This is a genomic window from Hymenobacter cyanobacteriorum (genome assembly GCF_022631375.1).
GTDB classification, from domain to species: Bacteria; Bacteroidota; Bacteroidia; order Cytophagales; family Hymenobacteraceae; genus Hymenobacter; species Hymenobacter cyanobacteriorum.
Window position 1 is genome coordinate 56,304 of record NZ_JALBGC010000008.1, and the last position, 17,673, is coordinate 73,976.

Sequence of the window (17,673 nt, forward strand, 5' to 3'; positions counted from 1 at the left end):
TGCCGTATCTTTGCCGGATGAATAAGCAGGTTTTATTGGTGATTCTGGATGGCTGGGGCATTGCCCAGAATACCACGGTTTCGGCCGTTGATACGGCCCGTACGCCGTTCTTCCATGAACTGTTGCAGCGTTTTCCGCACAGCACGCTTCAGGCCTCGGGCGAGGCCGTGGGCCTGCCCGAGGGCCAGATGGGCAACTCCGAGGTGGGCCACATGAACATCGGGGCCGGCCGCGTGGTCGACCAGGAGCTGGTACGCATCGGCAAGGCTATTCGCGAGCGCAAGCTGGCGCAGGTGCCCGCCCTGGCCAAAGCCCTGGAATATGCCCTGCTCAACGACAAGCCCCTGCACCTCATCGGCCTGCTCAGCGACGGCGGCGTGCACTCGCACATCGACCACGTGAAAGCCCTGTGCACCATTGCCCACGAGGCCGGCGTGCGCCGCGTGTTCGTACACGCCTTCACCGATGGACGCGACACCGACCCCAAGAGCGGCGTGCGTTTTATCAACGAGCTCGAAGAATCGATGGTGCGCAGCGGGGCCAAAATTGCCTCGGTGGTGGGCCGCTACTACGCCATGGACCGCGACCGCCGCTGGGAACGCGTGAAAGTGGCCTACGACCTGCTGGTGCACGGCATCGGCACGCCCTCACAGAACCTGATTCAGACCATTCAGGAGCAGTACAAGGAGGGCGTGACGGATGAATTCCTGAAGCCCATCGTGAAAACCGGCCCCGACGGCCAGCCGCTGGCGACTATCGAAGAGGGCGACGTGGTGCTGTGCTTCAACTTCCGCACCGACCGCGGCCGTGAAATCACGGAGGTGCTCACGCAGCAGGACATGCACGCCTTCCAGATGCAGCGCCTGAACCTGCACTACCTCACGCTGACCAACTACGACGACACCTTCGTGGGCGTGACGCCCATCTTCGAGAAGGACAACCTCGATAATACGCTCGGCGAGGTGCTGGCCGCGAATGGCAAAACCCAGATTCGCATTGCCGAAACCGAGAAGTACCCGCACGTGACGTTCTTCTTCTCGGGCGGCCGCGAGAATGAGTTTGAAGGGGAGCGCCGCATTCTGCGCCCTTCGCCCAAAGTAGCCACCTACGACCTGCAGCCCGAAATGAGCGCCGCAGACCTGCGCGATGCCCTCATTCCCGAGCTCCTGGCCAAGTCGGCCGATTTCGTGGTGCTGAACTTTGCCAACCCCGACATGGTGGGCCACACCGGCGTGTTTGAAGCCGTAGTAAAAGCGGTGGAAACCACCGATGCCTGCGCGCAGGCCGTGGTGGAAGCCGCCCTGGCTGCCGGTTACGCCAGCATCATCATTGCCGACCACGGCAACGCCGAGTTCATGCGCAACGCCGACGGCTCGCCCAACACGGCGCACACCACCAATCTGGTGCCCTTCATTCTGGCCGATAACGACTACCGCGGTACGCTGGCCGATGGTAGACTTGGCGACCTGGCCCCCACCATTCTGGAGCTGATGGGCGTGCCCAAGCCAGACGAAATGACGGGCCTGAGCCTGCTCCGCCCCAGCCTTGTTCCGAATGCGTAAGCACGGCGCGGCAGCGTGGGCGGCCGGCCTGCTGGCCCTGTGGCTGGTGGGCTGTGGCGATGCCGGTCCGGCCGCGCCGCCGGCGCGCCGGCCGCTGTATTTCGACGTAAAAGGCCTGCTCACAGAGCAGGTGGCGCAGCTGGAAAAGCGCCATGCCGCCGTGACCAAGCACGTGCGCCTGCGCGCCGAAACACCCGAAACCGTGCGCGTGCCCGCCGTGAAGTGGAACGACGAGCTGCAGATTTTCTTTCAGGCCGACATCAACAAAGCCGCCCTGCGCGGCGCCTACACCGTCGATTCGGTGGCGCTGCCCGGCGGGGCGCTGCGCCGTACCTACACGCGCCAGCCCGGCCAGCCCAATGCCCCAGTGGCCCGCCTCGTGGTGGTGCAACAGGGCCGGGAGCCGCAGGAAATTGCGGCCACCATCGTCCAGAACAACGCGCTGTTCTCGGCCCAAAAGCAACTGCGGATGCAGCTGCAACATGGCCAGCTGCGCCGCTACGAAGTGGTGGGCACCCAGAAGCTGGTGCTGTTCGACACGCTGCGCTACTCGGCGGCCGGCGTGGTGGAGTAGCGCAACCTGCTGGCTTGCCCGCGGCCAAGAACGAGCCTGTTGGGACTACAGCCCGGCAAATGGCGGGCCCTCAAAATCTACGCTACAAAAGGCTATTTATGCTCGTAGGCGCCCAGGGCGGGCTGGGTTTGGCCGGCAGCGGGGCGGGGCAGGTTGCGCAGGTCGCGCGGGGGAACATTGCCGGCAGCGGCGCGGCGCGGCGCGTTGGCTGGCGAAGTAGCTTGCAACGTATAGTCGGGCTGGCTGCTGACGAGAGCTGTGCGCACGAACAGCGGGTCGACATTCAGCAAGTTGTCAATATTGGGCACGCCTACCACTTCGGGCGTGCCGACGTAAGCCTTGGTACGCAGCAGCGAGTTGCGGATAGTAATGCCGCTGGTGGCTGTAATAGCAGCGTACTCTGTGTAGTTTTTTAGATATAATTCGTCGTCAATAGTGCCAGGGCCGAGGTTGGAACCCCACACAATGGAATTGGTTAGCGTTAGCTTTAGCGGCAGACGAATTTTGGCATCGGTCGCTTTCTCGTTGGTGAAGCTAAGCGAAGCCGTTTCGCGGCGGAAGGCGGGCGTGTAGTTGGCGAAAGTGCAAAAGTTAAAATTGTAGACGCCACCGCCCACGCCGGCAACGGCGTATTCGCCGCAGTTGGTGAACAGGCAGTTCTCAGCCGTGAGGTCGCCCGAATAGCTGATGACTCCGCCCCCGGCGCTGGCCGTGGTGTTAGCAAAGGAGAGGTTGGAGCCCGAAATGTTGCGAATAACTGTATTGGTCAGGGTCAGATTCGGGTGCGGGGTCCGCGCATCGGGATTCAGCAGCAGCGCTCCAAACGTGGCGTTCTTGATTTCGGTGTAACGGATGCTGTTGTTGCGGCTGGTTTCCGTGAATACGATGCCGCCCCACTGCCCGGGCGCGTCGTATTCCGGCTCCGGCCGGTCGCCTTGAAAGCGTACGATGTTGGCATTAGTGGCCTTCACAGTATCGGTTGCGCCGGAGCCGGGCACGAAATCATCATTCACGCGCAGCGTACCATCTACTTGCAGATAGGCACCGGCGTGGCAATAGATGCGGGCGCCTTTCGGAATCGTAAGCGTGATGCCCTGCCGAACCAGCACCCCAAATATTTGGGGTGGCTGCCCTGGCGTCACCACCCCGCTCGCCGGAATGATGACGTGGGGTTTGTCGGTGCGCCAAGTAGTGTTCTGCTTAATGTCGTCGGCGCGATGGAAGTAGGCATTTTGGCCATAGGCGACCAGCTTCACATTCTGCTCGTTGCCGTTGGTGCGGAAGTTGATTTGGTCGGTCACTACAAACTGCTTCGGCGCGGTGGCCTGGCCGTTGTCGCCGAGCACGGCGCGCACCAGCACCTGCACGCTGTCGTTGCCGCGAATGAGCACGCCGCTCTGCGCCGTACCGGCGTCCCCATTAATAATGAGCGAATACGTGCTGCCCGCCGTGCCGGCCAGGCTGATGTCCGTCTTCACCGCGCCGCTGTTGCGGTTGTACACCCAGAGGCGCTTAGTCACGGTTTTGATGGTGGTAAACACCGTGTCGAACAGTACCGTGTCCTGGTCGAACTCCAGGCGGCCGGTGGTCTGCACCAAATCTTCCTTCGGCTCGCAGCCGGGCAGAATCGTGAGCAGGCAGCTCAGCACCAGAAACAGCGGGAAGAGGTAGCGCATAAGCAGGGGCGCAGGGGAGGGGCAGCGCCCCCGGAAAACGATAAAGCCGGAATAGTATTGCAGCCGCAGCGGCGGGACCAGCCTGGCTGGCCCCGCCCCGGGCTTATTTCGTCACGCCTTCCTGCAGGCGCTCGGCGCTTTCGGCCAGTCGCAGCTGCTCCACGAAGTCGTCGACGTTGCCTTCCATCACGCTGGCCAGGTTGTACACCGTGTAGCCGATGCGGTGGTCGGTCACGCGGCCCTGCGGGTAGTTGTAGGTCCGGATTTTGTCGGAGCGGTCGCCGCCGCCAATCATGTTCTTGCGCACCAGGCCGTCGGCCTCGTTCTTCTTGGCCAGCTCCATGTCGTACACGCGGGAGCGCAGCACGGCCAGGGCCTTATCGAAGTTTTTGAGCTGCGACTTCTGGTCCTGGCACTGGGCCACGAGGCCGGTGGGCAAGTGGGTGAGGCGCACGGCCGAGTAGGTGGTGTTTACCGACTGGCCGCCGGGGCCGCTGGAGCAGAAGTAGTCTTTGCGGATGTCGCTCATGTTCAGTTCCACATCAAATTCTTCCACTTCGGGAATCACCACGATGGAGGCCACGCTGGTGTGGATGCGGCCCTGGGTTTCGGTGGCCGGCACGCGCTGCACGCGGTGCACGCCGCTTTCGAACTTCAGCTTGCCGTACACGTCCTCGCCGCGCACGGCCACGATGATTTCCTTGTAGCCGCCGGCGGTGCCGTCCATGGCGTCGATGAGCTCCATTTTCCAGCCTTGCTTTTCGGCAAAGCGCATGTACATGCGCTGCAGGTCGCCGGCAAAAATGGCGGCTTCGTCGCCACCCGCGCCGGCCCGGATTTCCATGATGACGTCTTTCGAGTCGTTGGGGTCCTTGGGCAGCAGCAGGTCCTTAATCACGCCTTCGAGGCGCTCCTGCTCGGGCTGCAGCTCGTCGAGCTCGGCCTTGGCCATTTCGCGGAAGTCCTGGTCCTTTTCGGTGGCAATGACTTCGCGGGCGTTTTCGATGTTGCTGAGCACCTGCTGGTAGTTGCGGTACTCGGCCACAATCTTGCCCAGTTCTTTGTATTCCTTGTTCAGGGACTTGTAGCGCTTCAGGTCCGACATCACGTCGGGCTGCATCAACTCCTCGTTGACGTTCTCATAGCGCTGGTTGATGGCTTCTAATTTATCGAGCATCGGGTGTTCAGAATTAAGCAATAAGGCTGCAAAGATACGGCATCTGAACACCTCTATTCTGCTAGTGGTTCTCTGGTGGCAATTGCCGACGGAGCGAGCGGCGCAACGCGCGGCCGGCAGCGGCCTATTCGGCTGGCTTCCCGCGCCCTCCGGCCCGCCTGTTATCTTTGCCCAAACTCCCACCTCACCACCCCACCCATGTCCTCGGAAGCAGACGTTCTCTCCCCGCAATCCAAAGCCCACACTGCCCAAAAAGGCAGCACCAACGCCAACGGCTTCACCGATTATTTCGACCTCGACGGCCTGCTGACCGAGGAGCACCTGCTCATCCGCCAGTCCATCCGCGACTTCGTCAAAAAGGAAATCAACCCGAACATCGAGAAATGGGCGCAGGACGCGCACTTCCCGAGCGAGATTGTGCGCAAGTTTGGCGACGTGGGCGCGTTCGGCCCCACCATCCCGCAGGAGTATGGCGGCGGCGGGCTCGACTACATCAGCTACGGCCTGATTATGCAGGAAATTGAGCGCGGCGACTCCGGCATGCGCTCCACCGCCTCGGTGCAGGGCTCGCTGGTGATGTTCCCCATCTACCAGTACGGCTCGGAGGAGCAGCGCAAGAAGTATCTGCCCAAGCTGGCCTCCGGCGAGTGGCTGGGCTGCTTCGGCCTGACGGAGCCCGACCACGGCTCGAACCCCGGTGGCATGACCACCAACCTTAAGGACATGGGCGACCATTACCTGCTGAACGGCGCCAAGCTCTGGATTTCGAACTCGCCCGAGTGCCAGGTGGCCGTGGTGTGGGCCAAAAACGAGCAGGGCCGCATCAAGGGCGTCATCGTGGAGCGCGGCATGGAAGGCTTCACGACCCCCGAAATCCACAACAAGTGGAGCCTGCGCGCCTCCTGCACTGGCGAACTGGTGTTTGAGGACGTGAAAATCCCCAAAGAGAACATCCTGCCCAACGTCGATGGCCTGCGCGGCCCGCTCTCCTGCCTCGATTCGGCCCGCTTCGGCATTGCCTGGGGCGCCATCGGCGCGGCCATCGACTGCTACGAGTCGGCCCTGAAATACTCGCTGCAGCGCGAGCAGTTCGGCCAGCCCATCGGCGGCTTCCAGCTCCAGCAGAAGAAGCTGGCCGAGATGATTACCGAAATCACCAAGGCCCAACTCATGGCTTGGCGCCTCGGCGTGCTCAAAAACGAAGGCAAAGCCACCAGCGCCCAGATTTCGATGGCCAAGCGCAACTCCGTCGACATGGCCCTGCACGTGGCCCGCGAAGCCCGCCAGATTCACGGCGGCATGGGCATCACCGGCGAGTACCCCATCATGCGCCACATGATGAACTTGGAATCGGTGATTACCTACGAAGGCACGCACGACATTCACCTGCTCATCACCGGCGCGGATATCACCGGCATTCAGGCGTTTAAATAAGGTCTGTTTTTAATAAATAAATTGTCATGCAAAACGGCTGCTTCGTTATTGAAGCGGCCGTTTTGCTTTAAAATGCAAGTATATGGGGCTCGATACTGTGGAGCTAGTGGTTAATATTGAAAAGCACTTTGGGCTTGAGATTCCAGACCCGGTATGCGAGCAATTGAGTACGGTCGGGGATGTTGCCAAATGGCTCGGGCAGCAATTGGGAATTGCAAATCTGCGCCATTCGAGTGTGCGTGAAAAGGTGGCGGTGCAACTGCAACAGCTGTTTTCTTCACGGTCGGTTGGTGAAGAAACGCAGTTATTGGAGCTAATCAAAGACCATGAATCGCAGCTTACATACCATCGCCTTTTTGCAGAAACCAGCGGGTTAAAATTGCCAACGCTTGATGTACCAAAAGTAGAACCACCTAGTAGTTGGCTAAGCCGCTTGTTTGATACGAAGCTGTTTGCGTCTGGCATCAACCCTTTGAATAGGACTGTAGCGGATTTGATAGATTGGACAGTGGCACTAAATTATAAGCACTTGCTGCTGCCCCCTTTCCAGAGCCAGTATGACGTTGAGCAAGCAGTAATCGGTATTACTAGCGACTCATCGGGAGTAGAAGTATCGGATGTAATGCTTCGTAGTAGCTTCACCAATGATTTAGGTCTGGATTAGTAGCAGGGGGGTGTAAACCAAAACCCACCGCCCGTGCCGTAATTTGGCCCCATGATGAAAATCGTCCCCGCGTCCGAACCCCTCGTGCTGCTCGAATGCCTCGTGGCCGGCACCTCGCACCGCCCCAACCTGGAGAAGTACGAGCCCAAGCTAACGGTGGGCCAGGCCCTGCACCTGAGCCGCGAAGCCGATAACCACTACGACGACTGGGCCGTGCAGGTGCACACCGCCCCCGCCACCGACCCCGCCAACGTGTGGCTCGGCTACCTGCCCGAAGGCCGCAACGAAACCGTAGCCCGCCTGCTCGACGCCGGCAAGCACCTTTCGGCCCGCCTCAACCACAAATCCTGGGAAACCGACTGGCTGCACCTCGATATTGAAGTGCTGCTGCACGAGTAAGTGGGGGCAGAGCGAAAGAAGTAGAAGAACGTCATACTGAGCGCAGTCGAAGCCTCTCTACCGCAATGGTAAACCCTGTCGAATGGATTACTTGCCCGGTAGAGAGGCTTCGACTGCGCTCAGCATGACGTTCTTTGTGTAAAGCTGTTTTTTCTGCTCTCAACGGAGCTTTTTTGCCTTTAACTCGGTTACTCATTAGCTTAGTAAGTGCCGACCAATCATTTTAGCAATATCATTATGCGCGAAGCCTATCTCACCGGCGGAACCGACGGATTCGATGCCACCGACAAGGACATCGACAAAGCCCTCCGCCCGCTTAGTTTCGACGATTTCACGGGCCAGGACAAGATTCTGGAGAACCTGAAGGTGTTCGTGGCCGCCGCCAAAATGCGCGGCGATGCCCTCGACCACGTGCTGTTGCACGGCCCGCCCGGCCTGGGCAAAACCACGCTCTCGCACATCATTGCCAACGAACTGGGCTCGGGCATCAAGATGACCAGCGGCCCGGTGCTGGACAAGCCCTCCGACCTGGCCGGCCTGCTCACCAACCTGGAGCCGCACGACGTGCTGTTCATCGACGAAATCCACCGCCTCAACCCCGTGGTGGAAGAGTACCTGTACTCGGCGATGGAGGACTACCGCATCGACATTATGCTCGACTCGGGCCCGAATGCCCGCTCGGTGCAGATTTCGCTGTCGCCCTTCACGCTGGTGGGCGCCACCACGCGCTCGGGCATGCTCACGGCCCCGTTGCGCGCCCGCTTCGGCATCTCGGCTCGTCTCGAATACTACGATTCCAAACTGCTGACGACCATTGTGCAGCGCTCGGCCGAGATTCTGGGCACGCCCATTCACGAGGACGCGGCCTTCGAAATTGCCCGCCGCTCGCGCGGCACGCCCCGCATCGCCAACAACCTGTTGCGCCGCACCCGCGACTTCGCTCAAATCAAAGGCGACGGCACCATCACGGTCGAAATCGCGCAGTTTGCGCTGAATGCACTCGATGTGGACGCCCGCGGCCTCGACGACATGGACAAGCGCATTCTGACTACCATCATCGACAAGTTCAAAGGCGGTCCGGTGGGCATTAGCACCATCGCCACGGCTTGCGGCGAGGAAGGCGAAACCATCGAGGAAGTGTACGAGCCGTTCCTGATTCAGGAAGGATACATCAAGCGCACTTCGCGCGGCCGCGAGGCCACGGAGGCGGCCTACCAGCACCTGGGGCGGCTGCTGCCCAACCACTTGCGCGGCAATAACGGCGCGAGCTTGTTTGATGAGATAACAAGCTGATAAAAGGAATGTAGAGACGCGACACTTCGCGTCTCCTCGTTCGTGCCATGTGCGCAGCATCGTTCAACGCCGAGACGCGAAGTGTCGCGTCTCTACATCGTTCAACTATTGGAACGCGCCGCCCCCAGCGGCGCGTTTCTCGTTTCTTTGCAGCTTAGTTTCTCTCGTTGCCCATGCTTCCTCCGTCCCAATGGGCTCCGTTCATTAAGCGCCGCGCGGCAGAACTTGGCTTCATGGCTTGTGGGATTTCCAAAGCCGAATTTCTGGAAGAAGAAGCCCCGCGCCTCGAAACCTGGCTCACGCGCCGCATGAACGGCAAGATGGGCTACATGGAAAACCACTTCGATAAGCGCCTCGACCCGCGTTTGTTGGTGGACGGGGCCAAGTCGGTGATTTCGCTGCTGCTCAACTACTACCCCGCGCCCGAAACCCAGCAGCCCGACGACACCCTCAAAATCAGCAAATACGCTTACGGCCGCGATTACCACTTCGTCATCAAGGACAAGCTGAAGACGCTGCTGGCCGATATGGAAGCCGAAATCGGGCAGATTGGTGGGCGCTGCTTCGTGGACTCCGCGCCGGTGCTGGACAAAGCTTGGGCGAAAAAGTCGGGCCTCGGCTGGGTGGGCAAAAACTCAAATCTGATAACGCCAGGCACGGGCTCTTTCTACTTCATCGCCGAACTGATTGTGGACGTGGAGCTGCCCGCCGATGGGCCTATTCGCGACTACTGCGGCACCTGCACCAAGTGCGTGGATGCCTGCCCCACGCAGGCCATCACCGAGCCCTACGTGGTGGACGGCAGCAAGTGCATCAGCTACTTCACCATCGAGCTCAAGGACCAGATTCCGACCGAAGTAGCCGGGCAATTCGGCAACTGGGTGTTCGGCTGCGACATCTGCCAGGACGTGTGCCCGTGGAACCGCTTCTCGAAGCCGCACAACGAGCCACAGTTTAACCCCGCGCCCGGCCTGAAAGACCTGACGCCCGGCGATTGGCGCGAAATCACCCACGAATTATTTACGGAGCTGTTCCGGCAGTCGGCCGTGAAACGCACGGGCTACGAGGGCCTCAAGCGCAACATCCGGTTTGTGGCAGGCGAATAGGACGTTCTGCCTCTTAGTTCCTGCAACGAATTGCTCGGTAGCGTATCGGCACCGCCCTGTGCTGCTAGTGCTAGGCCCCCAGGCTTAGCTCGCCAAACACGCGCTTGAGTACGCGGCGGTAGATGCGCGAAAACTGCTGGTAGCACCAGCGGCGGAAATCCTTTATTTCGGCGGGCAATATCATGTTCAATGCCTTGCGGAGCTCTTTTTCGAACAGCGCTTTGCTGAAGCTCACCTTCAGCAAAATCATTTTCACGTAGTCTAACATCAGGAGGCAGTAGAGGAAAGTGAAAAACTGGGAATTGTGGCCCGCAACATCACCATCAACTGGTCGGGGAGAAGTAAAGGAAGTAAAAAAAGCAAACCATTGCACAATGGAAATGTGCTTGGCAATGGCCAGGGTTGCCGAATACGCAAAAAGAGCGGCCAGGGCCGCTCTTTCGCTGAAAAAAGCCAGAATTTTATACCGATTCTGCTTAGCTGAATAAATCCAGCGCCGCTTGGGCAATTACTTGTGGAGTGCGCTTCTTGGTTGTGTCAACGTCAACTACCGGCTCATCGAATGCTTCGGCCAACGAGGCATCGGGTACGGACGTGAATTTGAATACGTTGAGAAAATCGCTGAACACAATTGGCACACCGGCCGAAGCCAGTTGCGTGAGGTTGTCTTCGCCGGCGGTAGCGGCAGCGGCAAGGGCCTGCGCGGCCGCTGGCCGCACAATGGGCGCATCGGAGCTGCTGGGCCAAGTTTTAACGGCAACGCCGCGGTCGCGGCGCAGGCCGCGCACGTGGGCCGAGTGCTCGCCCTCCACGGCCAGCATGCGCAGCAATACTTTCGCAAACTGGGCATCGTCGGGGTTGATGAAGGCATACGTGGTATAGAGCCGCACGCTAAAGTCCTCGAGCTGTTGGGCCAGCGCCAGGAAATCGTCGTAGTTGCTCAGCACGTTGGGGAACAGCACTGGGTTGGTCGCCACGTTTTTGCGGCCGCTGAAATCGAATGCCGGCACGGCGGGCACAAGAGCTCCGGCCGTTTGCAGGGTATTCTGCAACAAGGCGACGTGCTGCAGCTGCTGGTCGTATAGCCGCTGGAAATCGGCTACCTGTGCCGCGGGAATCAGGCCGCTGGTCGTCAGCGCCCGCGAATAGTAGGTCATTTGCAGGCGCTCAAGCTGCAGCAGCTGCGTGATGGCATCGTAGGCCGTGGTTTGGGTGCGGGCCGCTACGGGCTGTGTGGTGCCCAGGGCCAAGGGCAGCGCTGCCAGTGCCGCGCGGCCGGCTTGCTGTAGCAGCGCCCGGCGCGGCGCAGCATTACCAGTGGCCGCCGGGGTAGCGGCGAGACGGTCGAGAAACGGGAGCAGCTTCATACGGGAACGGCCAGATTGGCCACGGAAATAACGTAGGGGGCGAAGTAGGGGGCCAGGGCGGCATTCACTTCGGCAGGAGTTTTGGTGCGTAGCAGCCCGGTGCTTGGCTCTACGGCTGTAGAATCGGCAAACGAGCCGGGCGTGCGTAGGTCGCGGATGGTAGCCGCGTGCCGGGCCTGCACCGAAACGGTCTTCAGCAGCAGCGCGCGGGGGTAGGCACTGGCCGAAGTGAACAGGGGCAGCAATACCGGGTAGGCGGCGGCGGCCAGGTCGGCAAGCTGTTGCACGGCGGCCAGCACTCCCAGGCGCGTGGTGAGCGTGAAAGTAGCCGTGTTGAACGCAAAATCGGTGGGAAACAGCGCCCCCCCGATGGTGGGGTCAATGTAGTAGTGGTACAGCTCGCGGTAGACAAGCTGATGGTCGCGCATGTTCGCAATAACAGTGCGCTCGGCCGTGGTGAGGTCGGTGGGCGGGCTGGCCAGTATCTTATCGTAGGTGGTCGACAGGGCCAGGGCCAACAGGTAGCCGTAGTAGAACAAGCCCTTGTCGGCGGACGGTAATGCAATCTGGTGAGGGTCGGCCTCAACGGGTTCGGGCGTTTCGGTCGAGCAGCCCGTGGTAGCTACCAGCGCCACCGTGGCAGCCGAAGCCGCCGAAACCCGCAAAAAATTGCGGCGCCCCAGGGGCTGCGCCCGCCAGGCGGACGAAAAAGAGTGTTCAGACATGCTTGTGCTTAGGCTTCAATCGGGCAGGTGGCCCAAAACGTTGGGGCCGGAGCCACCACAAAGGTACTCACTGCCCCTGCAATGGTTGCAAAGGCCTAAAAAACAACGCCGGTTCCGCGTAATGCGAAACCGGCGTTGTTTTTTGTGAATAGCCATCTAAGGCTATCGGGCAATGATTAGGCGCCAATCAGGCCACCGGCGCGCGAAGCGTCGGTTACCTCGGCCACGGTCAGGGGCTCATCAAACGAGGCAGCAGCATCGGCTTGCGAGTACGTAGTGTTGGCCGTGATGGCGTTGGCTGCAATCAGGCTCACACCCGACTGCGTGGTGTTGCTCTCGGGCGTAGCGCCGGTGTAGTGGGGCTGGCCGTCGAGGTCGCCGCCGCCGGTAATCCAGGGCGTGGTAGCGGGGTTCAGCGTGCTGCGCATGTAGCGAATGTGCGCCGCGTGGCGGGCCTCAACCGAGTGAATGCGCAGTGCGGTTTCGAGCGGGTTGTACACCGAGCCGCTGATGGTAACATCGCCCAGGCCCTGCAGGTCGGCTGCCCGGCCTTTGTAGGCCCGCACGCCGGTATCTTCCAGCAATTGGGCCACGCCCAGAATGCTGGTGGCACCACCGTAGAACGTAGCCAGCGAGTTGAACGTGGCCTGCTTGAACGTAATGTTGGTAACGGGCGTGCCGCCGATGCCGGTTACGACAGCCTGCAACAGGGATACGTGCGAGTTTTCGTGCTTGGAAATCTGGCGAATAGCGGCCTGGTCAGCAGCCGTAGCCGTGTTGAAAAGCGGCGAAGCAATAACCTTCTTGTAGAAGTCAGCCTCAAGCAACTCCAACGTGAGGGCGTAGTTGAAAACTTCCTTCGGGTCGCCGGCGGAAGTGCCAGCGTAGGCTTTCGAGAAAAACGAAGCCAGCAAGGCCGGTACGGCAGCCTGAGTAGCGCGCTTGCCCACGGTGGTGAGCGAGCTGAACACGGCGCGGCGCGAGTCGAGGCGGCCCATTACGTCGGAGTCAACTTCGGCCAGCTGGCTGATGATATTGAAGAAATTCATGGCGAGGATTGATTACGAGTGAAGAGGAAGGGAATTAAGCGTTGACACCTACAGCGCTGCCATCCAGCTTCTCGGTGATAAACGCTTGGGCCGTGGTGAGTACGGCGCTAGGCGTCATCGATTTGTCCAGGCCGGAATTGGTGTCTACTTGGTCATCAGCAGCAAACGAGCCGGGCGTAACCAGGTCGCGGATGTAAGCGGCATGGCGGGCTTCCACCGATACAATCTTGCCAGCAAGCAGCAGGTAAGCGGGCGACTTGAGCAGTTTGCCAGCGCCGTTATAGGCCGCTACGCCAAGGTCTTCGAAAGCCTTAGCCGTTGCCAGAATGTTGGTGCTATCGGTGAAAGTGGCGGCCGGATATTTCGGCGTGAGCGCCCGCAGTACCTGACCGTTGGCATCGCGGGTAAGAGCAGCCTTGAAGAAGTCGCGGTGAATGGCTTCGTGCTTGGCTACTTGCTGGAAGTAAGCAAAAGTGGTAGCGCCGAGCAGCGTTGAACCGTTCGATAAAGCGGCTACTTTGGCATAGAAGTCGGCTTCGAGCTGCTCGAGGGCATACGCGTAGTTCAACACGCCCACATCGCCCGAGCCCAGGCTAATGGAACCGTCGGCGGTGGTGCTGTTACCAGCGGGCAGGTTTACGGTAGGCGTGGTCGAATCTTTCGAGCAGCCGGCCAGTACCAGGGCCGTAGCGCCGGCCGTAGCACCCGCGTACATGAAGAAAGAGCGGCGCTTGATGGGCGTAAAAATCGGCTGAACGAGCGTATTTTCGTCGGAGCCGCGGGGCTGAAGGATGTCAGACATGAGCGTAAAGAGTTGGGTGAGAAATAAGATTCGGACAAAAAAGGCAACAAGGTACCAGCAGACTAAAAAGCCTGATTTTTTAACAGCAGCAATCCAGAATTGGGAGGGGATTTGGGAGCAGATACGGCAACTGTGCAGGTAAAGGATTCAAAAGGCCGATATTTTTCGTTTTTTTGAGGTGATGCACTAGCGATACAAGCCTTCAAAAACTCCGTTTCGACGGTTGGCCGCTACTTTTAGGCGTTGATAACGGGCCAGTAAACTATGCGACGATTTTTGGGCCTGCTGCTGTTGTTGCCAGGGCTGGCGGGGCTAGGGCAGGCTAGTGCGCAACCGGGAACGTCCGCCCCAGCCACCGCGGCACCGGCCGAGGTGCAGTTGCTGCCGGGCCCGGCTACGCTGCCCGTAACGGGTACTTACACGGTGGCTTTCCGGGTGCGGGGCGGGCAGCTGGGCAAGTATTCGGATTTCCCGGAACTGGAAGGCTTCAAGAAAACGGGCAAAACCAGCACCAGCACCACGCGCATTGTGCAGGGCCGCCGGTTCAGCGACCTTACCATTACGCAGAAATATGTGCCCTACGGCGAGGGCGACATTGCCATCAAACCGTTTCAGATGACCGTGAACGGGGTGGTGCTGCGCGCCAAGGGCAGCACCGTGCACGTGGGGCCGGCCCTGCCGCCCAACCCTGGCACCATCACCAAGCCGGCCAACCCCACGGCCCCGCTGCAGGCCGTGGCCGACCTCGATAAGATGTTCGGCAAGCCCAAGCCAGCCTTGTACCAGGACGTGCCCGACCACGCCTTTCTGGCCGTGCTAGCCGACCGGCCGCGCGTGTACCAGGGCCAGGGCGTGCGCGTGGGGCTGTATTTCTGCCTCAAGCCCGAAGACCAGGCCCTGCTCTCGTTTCATGATTTCGACGACCAGCTGCCGCCGCTGCTGCACGAGCTGCACCAGGCCACGGCCTGGCAGGAGCCTGGCCCCGAGCCCAGCGTGACGCCCGATACCGTGCGCTATAAGGGCGAAAAATACCTGCGCTTCCGGCTGGCCGAAAACCTGTACTATCCGCTCACGCCGCAGCCCCTGCGCTTCCCGCCGCTGGCCCTCACGATGGTGAAGTTCAAGCTGCTGAAAAAGCCTGAGCCGGGGCAGGATAACCGCTTGGCGGGCTACAAAACCTACCTCTCGCCGGGCCTCACCGTGCCGGTATTGCCGCTGCCGGGCGGCCGGGCGGGCACTGTGGCGGTAGGCGACTTCCGGCAGGTGGAGGCCCTGAGTACCTCGCACCCGCACGTGGGCGAGTCGTTCACACTGGCATTTGGCGTGCAGGGGCAAGGCAACCTGGCCGCCGTGCTGGCCCCCACGCTGGCCGCCCGCCCGGGCCTCGATGTATATGGCCCCGAGGCCCGCGAAGAGCCCGCGCCGGGCGGCGGGCGCAAGCTGTTCCGGTACCGGCTGGTGGCCCGGCGGCCCGGCACGGTGTACCTCGACAGCCTGTTGCAGCTGGTGGTGTTCGACCCCGCCACGGGCCGCTACGACACGTTGCGGCCCAGTCTGCACCCCGTAGTGCGTGGCACCGGCCTGCGTCCCGACCCGCTGCCCAAACCCAGCGAGGACCCTTTTTACGGCCCCGCGCTGGCCGGGGCCGATACCACGCTGCAACCGCTCGATGTGTACGCCGACGTGCGCCGCTACGCCGACTGGGTGCTGCTGACCCTGGCCGGCGTGGCCGCCTTCGGCTGGTGGCGGGCCGGGCGGCGGGCGTAGTTTTGCGGGCAGTGCTGGTTGTTAGTTGTTCGTTGTCAGTTGTCAGGCTGATACCATTTGTAGGCTAACAACTGACAACGAACAACTAACAACGCTACTTATGTCTAACACCTTCGGTTCCCTCTTTCGCATCACCACGTTTGGCGAGTCGCACGGGGCGGGCATCGGCGTGATTATCGACGGCTGCCCGGCCGGCGTGGCCGTGGATGCGGCCCACATTCAGGCGGCGCTCGACCGGCGGCGGCCCGGTCAGTCCGACCTCACCACGCCGCGCAAGGAAGCCGATACCGTGCACATTCAGTCGGGCTTGTTTGAGGGCGTGACGACGGGCACCCCCATCAGCCTGTTCATTCCCAACGCCGACCAACGCTCCGACGACTACTCGCACATTGCCCACGCCTACCGCGCCAGCCACGCCGACTACACCTACGACGTGAAGTATGGCCGCCGCGACTACCGCGGCGGCGGCCGCAGCTCGGCCCGTGAAACGGCCGCCCGCGTGGCTGCCGGGGCCGTAGCGGCGAAGCTGCTGGCGCATTTCGGCATCGATACGGTGGCCTACGTATCGGCTGTGGGCGAAGTGGAAGTGCCGCTGGAGTACACGGAGCTGGATTTGAGCCTCACCGACACCAACCCGGTGCGCTGCCCGCACCCCGAAACGGCGGCGCTGATGGAAGCCCGCATTCGGGCCGCGCAGGCGGCGCACGATACCGTGGGCGGCATCATTACCGGCGTGGCGCGCCACGTGCCGGCCGGGCTGGGCGAGCCGGTGTTCGACAAGCTGCCGGCGGTGCTGGGCCATGCGCTGCTGAGCATTAATGCCGTGAAAGGCTTCGAGTTCGGTTCGGGTTTCGAGGGCACCAAGCTGCCCGGCTCGGTGCACAACGACGAGTTTTACACCGACGAAACCGGGGCCGTGCGCACCCGCACCAACCACAGCGGCGGCAGCCAGGGCGGTATTTCGAACGGGCAGGACATTTATTTCCGCGTAGCCTTTAAGCCGGTGGCGACGCTGCTGCAGCCCCAGCAAACCATTAATGACCAGGGCGAAAGCATTACGCTGGTGGGCCGCGGCCGCCACGATGCCTGCGTGCTACCCCGCGCTGTGCCCATTGTGGAAGCCATGACGCAGCTGGTGCTGGCCGATTTGCTGCTGCGCGCCCGGGCCAACCAATTGTAGCGCGAACTTGCAGAGCTCCCGCTACAAGAAATGATGTAGGTACATTTGCAACCTCCGCGGCCCCGTCGCGGTTGTACCTTTGCTCATCGGAAAACGCTGGCCCCGGGCCGCTGCCGATTGCTAACAATCAAGTACCTAACCAACCAATCATATGTCCGCTGTTTCCATTTACGCCGAAGCCTCTCCCAACCCCGAGAGCATGAAGTTCGTCCTCAACCAGAACCTGCTGGTGGATGGCGTGAGCGTGGATTACCCCAACCTCGAAGCCGCCGCTAACTCGCCGGTGGCGCAGGAGCTGTTTGGCTTCGACTACGTGGGCCGCGTGTTCATCGCCCAGAACTTCGTGACCGTGACCAAAACCCAGCCCGAGCTGGCCTGGACGCAGATTATCCCCGAACTGCGCCAGTTCCTGAAGAGCTACGTGGAGGCCGGCGGCCCGCTGTTCACCGTCGACCCCGCCGCCGAGCAGAAGGCTGCCCAAGCCGCCACCGCCGGCGACCCCACCCAGCAGGAAGGCCAGATTGCCCAGAAAGTTATCGACCTGCTCGACAACTACGTGCGCCCCGCCGTGGAGCAGGACGGCGGCAACATCACCTTCAAAAGCTACCACGAAGGCATCGTGACCGTGAACCTGCAGGGTTCGTGCTCGGGCTGCCCTTCGGCCACGGTTACGCTGAAATCGGGCATCGAAAACCTGCTCAAGCGCATGGTGCCCGAGGTGCAAAGCGTAGTGGCCGAAGGCATTATGGTATAAGTGAGTTAAAAGTTGAGAATTAAAAGATACTGTGATAAAGGGTTGCCGCTGGGGCCACTTTTTTCTATTTTTGAGTCTTTCAAGGAGAGCCTCATCGGTTCATCCTGCGTAGCCTCGGCCCGTTCACGTGGCCGGGGCTATTTC

At 61.0% G+C, this 17,673-nt stretch carries 17 protein-coding genes; 10 read left to right on the forward strand and 7 right to left on the reverse strand.

The features are described from left to right. Window positions 1-17: 17 nt before the first annotated feature. Both gpmI and MON38_RS22395 read left to right on the forward strand, forming a co-directional pair. Window positions 18-1,562: a 2,3-bisphosphoglycerate-independent phosphoglycerate mutase gene (gene gpmI, locus MON38_RS22390; protein WP_241938394.1), complete on the forward strand. Its 1,545-nt coding sequence runs from the start codon at window positions 18-20 to the stop codon at window positions 1,560-1,562. Beyond that, complete coding sequence (locus MON38_RS22395) at window positions 1,555-2,136, forward strand: hypothetical protein (protein WP_241938395.1); 582 nt, start codon at window positions 1,555-1,557, stop codon at window positions 2,134-2,136. Before gpmI ends, MON38_RS22395 begins: the two co-directional genes overlap by 8 nt. A 92-nt stretch (window positions 2,137-2,228) precedes the next feature. On the opposite strand, the gene MON38_RS22400 is transcribed toward MON38_RS22395, so the two are convergent. Together MON38_RS22400 and prfA are read right to left on the reverse strand one after the other, a co-directional pair. Then, a complete protein-coding gene (locus MON38_RS22400; RefSeq protein ID WP_241938396.1) occupies window positions 2,229-3,812 on the reverse strand; it encodes a right-handed parallel beta-helix repeat-containing protein in 1,584 nt (527 codons plus the stop codon). Window positions 3,813-3,915: 103 nt separating this feature from the next. Then, window positions 3,916-4,989: a peptide chain release factor 1 gene (prfA, locus tag MON38_RS22405; protein WP_241938397.1), complete on the reverse strand. Its 1,074-nt coding sequence runs from the start codon at window positions 4,987-4,989 to the stop codon at window positions 3,916-3,918. A gap of 198 nt (window positions 4,990-5,187) precedes the next feature. Here prfA and MON38_RS22410 point away from each other — a divergent pair, with 198 nt between their 5' ends. The 5 genes from MON38_RS22410 (at window position 5,188) to queG (ending at window position 9,885) form a co-directional block, all read left to right on the forward strand. Beyond that, the gene (locus tag MON38_RS22410; RefSeq protein WP_241938398.1) at window positions 5,188-6,423 is read left to right on the forward strand and encodes an acyl-CoA dehydrogenase family protein; all 1,236 of its coding nucleotides are present in this window, start codon (window positions 5,188-5,190) and stop codon (window positions 6,421-6,423) included. Between the two features lie 82 nt (window positions 6,424-6,505). Then, window positions 6,506-7,087, forward strand: a complete 582-nt coding sequence (locus MON38_RS22415) for an acyl carrier protein (protein ID WP_241938399.1) — start codon at window positions 6,506-6,508, stop codon at window positions 7,085-7,087. A gap of 51 nt (window positions 7,088-7,138) precedes the next feature. Further along, window positions 7,139-7,486 carry an HIRAN domain-containing protein gene (locus MON38_RS22420; protein ID WP_201977355.1) on the forward strand — a complete coding sequence of 116 codons (348 nt, stop codon included), beginning with the start codon at window positions 7,139-7,141 and terminating at the stop codon, window positions 7,484-7,486. Window positions 7,487-7,723: 237 nt separating this feature from the next. Continuing rightward, window positions 7,724-8,779 carry a Holliday junction branch migration DNA helicase RuvB gene (ruvB, locus tag MON38_RS22425; RefSeq protein WP_241938400.1) on the forward strand — a complete coding sequence of 352 codons (1,056 nt, stop codon included), beginning with the start codon at window positions 7,724-7,726 and terminating at the stop codon, window positions 8,777-8,779. 173 nt (window positions 8,780-8,952) lie between these two features. Next, entirely contained in the window at window positions 8,953-9,885 is a 933-nt protein-coding gene (queG, locus tag MON38_RS22430) for a tRNA epoxyqueuosine(34) reductase QueG (RefSeq protein WP_241938401.1), read from the forward strand. Between the two features lie 70 nt (window positions 9,886-9,955). Here queG and MON38_RS22435 read toward each other — a convergent pair whose 3' ends face one another. From MON38_RS22435 to MON38_RS22455, 5 genes are all read right to left on the reverse strand, one after another. Then, on the reverse strand, window positions 9,956-10,153 hold the full coding sequence (locus MON38_RS22435) for a hypothetical protein (protein ID WP_241938402.1): 198 nt from the start codon (window positions 10,151-10,153) through the stop codon (window positions 9,956-9,958). A gap of 208 nt (window positions 10,154-10,361) precedes the next feature. Then, entirely contained in the window at window positions 10,362-11,252 is an 891-nt protein-coding gene (locus MON38_RS22440; RefSeq protein ID WP_241938403.1) for a ferritin-like domain-containing protein, read from the reverse strand. Further along, a complete protein-coding gene (locus MON38_RS22445) occupies window positions 11,249-11,977 on the reverse strand; it encodes a ferritin-like domain-containing protein (RefSeq protein WP_241938404.1) in 729 nt (242 codons plus the stop codon). Before MON38_RS22445 ends, MON38_RS22440 begins: the two co-directional genes overlap by 4 nt. A 176-nt stretch (window positions 11,978-12,153) precedes the next feature. Further along, window positions 12,154-13,026 carry a ferritin-like domain-containing protein gene (locus tag MON38_RS22450; RefSeq protein WP_241938405.1) on the reverse strand — a complete coding sequence of 291 codons (873 nt, stop codon included), beginning with the start codon at window positions 13,024-13,026 and terminating at the stop codon, window positions 12,154-12,156. 34 nt (window positions 13,027-13,060) lie between these two features. Continuing rightward, on the reverse strand, window positions 13,061-13,828 hold the full coding sequence (locus tag MON38_RS22455; RefSeq protein WP_241938406.1) for a ferritin-like domain-containing protein: 768 nt from the start codon (window positions 13,826-13,828) through the stop codon (window positions 13,061-13,063). A 264-nt stretch (window positions 13,829-14,092) separates the two neighbouring features. Here MON38_RS22455 and MON38_RS22460 point away from each other — a divergent pair, with 264 nt between their 5' ends. The 3 genes from MON38_RS22460 to MON38_RS22470 all read left to right on the forward strand — a co-directional run bounded on the left by MON38_RS22460 (window position 14,093) and on the right by MON38_RS22470 (window position 17,529). Next, window positions 14,093-15,595, forward strand: coding sequence for a BatD family protein (locus tag MON38_RS22460; protein WP_241938407.1), 1,503 nt, complete (start codon window positions 14,093-14,095; stop codon window positions 15,593-15,595). 100 nt (window positions 15,596-15,695) lie between these two features. Continuing rightward, window positions 15,696-16,775 carry a chorismate synthase gene (aroC, locus tag MON38_RS22465; protein WP_241938408.1) on the forward strand — a complete coding sequence of 360 codons (1,080 nt, stop codon included), beginning with the start codon at window positions 15,696-15,698 and terminating at the stop codon, window positions 16,773-16,775. A 151-nt stretch (window positions 16,776-16,926) separates the two neighbouring features. Then, window positions 16,927-17,529 carry a NifU family protein gene (locus tag MON38_RS22470; RefSeq protein ID WP_241938409.1) on the forward strand — a complete coding sequence of 201 codons (603 nt, stop codon included), beginning with the start codon at window positions 16,927-16,929 and terminating at the stop codon, window positions 17,527-17,529. Window positions 17,530-17,673 lie beyond the last annotated feature (144 nt).

Coding starts and splice junctions, on each gene's coding strand:
- gpmI (WP_241938394.1), top strand. CDS start 18: ATGAATAAGCAGGTTTTATTGGTGATTCTGGATGGCTGGGGCATTGCC.
- MON38_RS22395 (WP_241938395.1), top strand. CDS start 1,555: ATGCGTAAGCACGGCGCGGCAGCGTGGGCGGCCGGCCTGCTGGCCCTG.
- MON38_RS22400 (WP_241938396.1), bottom strand. CDS start 3,812: ATGCGCTACCTCTTCCCGCTGTTTCTGGTGCTGAGCTGCCTGCTCACG.
- prfA (WP_241938397.1), bottom strand. CDS start 4,989: ATGCTCGATAAATTAGAAGCCATCAACCAGCGCTATGAGAACGTCAAC.
- MON38_RS22410 (WP_241938398.1), top strand. CDS start 5,188: ATGTCCTCGGAAGCAGACGTTCTCTCCCCGCAATCCAAAGCCCACACT.
- MON38_RS22415 (WP_241938399.1), top strand. CDS start 6,506: ATGGGGCTCGATACTGTGGAGCTAGTGGTTAATATTGAAAAGCACTTT.
- MON38_RS22420 (WP_201977355.1), top strand. CDS start 7,139: ATGATGAAAATCGTCCCCGCGTCCGAACCCCTCGTGCTGCTCGAATGC.
- ruvB (WP_241938400.1), top strand. CDS start 7,724: ATGCGCGAAGCCTATCTCACCGGCGGAACCGACGGATTCGATGCCACC.
- queG (WP_241938401.1), top strand. CDS start 8,953: ATGCTTCCTCCGTCCCAATGGGCTCCGTTCATTAAGCGCCGCGCGGCA.
- MON38_RS22435 (WP_241938402.1), bottom strand. CDS start 10,153: ATGTTAGACTACGTGAAAATGATTTTGCTGAAGGTGAGCTTCAGCAAA.
- MON38_RS22440 (WP_241938403.1), bottom strand. CDS start 11,252: ATGAAGCTGCTCCCGTTTCTCGACCGTCTCGCCGCTACCCCGGCGGCC.
- MON38_RS22445 (WP_241938404.1), bottom strand. CDS start 11,977: ATGTCTGAACACTCTTTTTCGTCCGCCTGGCGGGCGCAGCCCCTGGGG.
- MON38_RS22450 (WP_241938405.1), bottom strand. CDS start 13,026: ATGAATTTCTTCAATATCATCAGCCAGCTGGCCGAAGTTGACTCCGAC.
- MON38_RS22455 (WP_241938406.1), bottom strand. CDS start 13,828: ATGTCTGACATCCTTCAGCCCCGCGGCTCCGACGAAAATACGCTCGTT.
- MON38_RS22460 (WP_241938407.1), top strand. CDS start 14,093: ATGCGACGATTTTTGGGCCTGCTGCTGTTGTTGCCAGGGCTGGCGGGG.
- aroC (WP_241938408.1), top strand. CDS start 15,696: ATGTCTAACACCTTCGGTTCCCTCTTTCGCATCACCACGTTTGGCGAG.
- MON38_RS22470 (WP_241938409.1), top strand. CDS start 16,927: ATGTCCGCTGTTTCCATTTACGCCGAAGCCTCTCCCAACCCCGAGAGC.